The sequence below is a fragment of the Streptomyces sp. NPDC046931 genome, from assembly GCF_040644655.1.
Lineage (GTDB): Bacteria > Actinomycetota > Actinomycetes > Streptomycetales > Streptomycetaceae > Streptomyces.
The window spans coordinates 1-1,523 of record NZ_JBEYWX010000065.1 but is presented as its reverse complement, the minus strand read 5'-3'; the positions used below and the strand labels follow the sequence as shown (position 1 = coordinate 1,523).

At 67.7% G+C, this 1,523-nt stretch carries 2 protein-coding genes; one reads left to right on the top strand and one right to left on the bottom strand.

Features of this window, described 5'->3' with window-relative positions:
• Positions 1-88: 88 nt before the first annotated feature.
• On the bottom strand, positions 89-247 hold the full coding sequence (locus tag ABZ876_RS39045; RefSeq protein WP_361791182.1) for an Arc family DNA-binding protein: 159 nt from the start codon (positions 245-247) through the stop codon (positions 89-91).
• A 14-nt stretch (positions 248-261) separates the two neighbouring features.
• Between ABZ876_RS39045 and ABZ876_RS39040 the strand changes: the two genes are divergently transcribed.
• Positions 262-1,506 carry a transposase gene (locus tag ABZ876_RS39040; RefSeq protein ID WP_361791179.1) on the top strand — a complete coding sequence of 415 codons (1,245 nt, stop codon included), beginning with the start codon at positions 262-264 and terminating at the stop codon, positions 1,504-1,506.
• Positions 1,507-1,523 lie beyond the last annotated feature (17 nt).

Sequence of the window (1,523 nt, the reverse complement as noted above, 5' to 3'; positions counted from 1 at the left end):
TCACCTGATACCTCCGAGGATGCCCCGGCCTTCAGGCCGGGGAGGAATCGGACCCCTGCGGAGCAGGGCAAGGAAAGACCAATCGCCGTCAGGGCGATTGGTCGTCTCCGCCCACCAGGCCGAGGGCGACCTCAAGCAGGTGGACGATCTCAGAGTTGAGGGACCGCCGGTCGGCGCGGGCCTCCTCAACAAGGCGTGCGTGCAGGTTTGTTGGCAGGCGGAGAGAGATCCGCTTCTCGTCTTCCATGCTAGAATGATGCCATGAAGACGCCAGTTAAGAGCCGGGAGGATGCCGGGCATGCCCGGTACACCTACCGGCTCCGTGTGTCGTCGACCGCTCGCACCGGCCTCCTCGCCGAGTGGGCGCGCTGCCGGTGGGTGTGGAACGAATGCGTGGCCATGTCCCGCAAGATCCACACCGCGAACCAGGGGGCGGCTGAGAAGGCGACGTGCGGGCCGGCGCAGCTCGACAAGATGCTGACCGAAACCCGCAACGCCATGGGATGGCTGCGTGAGGGCGCGTCGGTGCCGCAGCAGCAGACCATCCGCGACTTCGCCAAGTCCCGCGCCAAAGCGCTCAAGGACATCAAGGCGAAGCTTCCCGTCCGGCAGCGCGCCGGGATGCCCCGCATCAAGCGCAAGCGCGACGCGCTGCCCACGCTGAACTACACCCAGCGCGGATTCCGGCTGAAGGACGGGCGCCTGCACGTCGCAGGCGGCATCGTCCTGACGGTCGTCTGGTCCCGCGACCTTCCGGCCGCGCCCACCTCGGTGCGGATCTACCAGGACAGCCCGGGCCACTGGTACGCGTCGTTCGTCGTCGCCACCGAGGTGCAGCCGCTCCCCAAGACCGGCGCCGTGCTCGGTGTGGACTGGGGCGTCAAGGAGACCGCCACCACCACATCCGACGCCCACGACCTCCCCCACGCCGAACACGGCAAGAAGGCGGCGCAGCGCCTCGCCCGCTACCAGCGGATGATGGCCCGTCGCCGCCCCGCCAGGGGACAGGCCGCATCCAAGGGCTACCGCGAAGCCCAGAAGCAGACCGCGAAGGTGCACAAGAAGGTCGCGCGGCAGCGGCAGGACACCGCCCGCAAGTGGGCGAAGAAGGCCGTCCGCGACCATGACGCGGTCGCCGTCGAGGACTTCCGGCCGAAGTTCCTCAGCCGTACCACCATGGCCCGCAAAGCCGCTGACGCGGCGATCGGCGCCACGAAGACGGCCCTGATCGAGATGGGACGCAAACACGGACGAGACATCCGTCTCGTGCATCCCGCGCACACCACCATGGACTGCGCATCGTGCGGAGCGAGAACCAAGCACGCACTTCCTCTTTCGGAACGTACCTACACCTGCACCGCGTGCGGAGTCGTCTCCCCTCGGGACAAGAACTCCGCACGCGTGATGCTGGTCCGGGCTGGTCTCAACCCGGCTGGTGCTGATCGTGTAAGAGCTGGCGGACCGCTGGTCCCCAGCCAACGTGAGCCAGGAATCCCCGTCCTTTAGGGCGGGGAGGATGTCAA

Excerpts from the sequence above, each read along its gene's own strand:
- ABZ876_RS39045 (WP_361791182.1), bottom strand. The coding sequence starts at position 247 with ATGGAAGACGAGAAGCGGATCTCTCTCCGCCTGCCAACAAACCTGCAC.
- ABZ876_RS39040 (WP_361791179.1), top strand. The coding sequence starts at position 262 with ATGAAGACGCCAGTTAAGAGCCGGGAGGATGCCGGGCATGCCCGGTAC.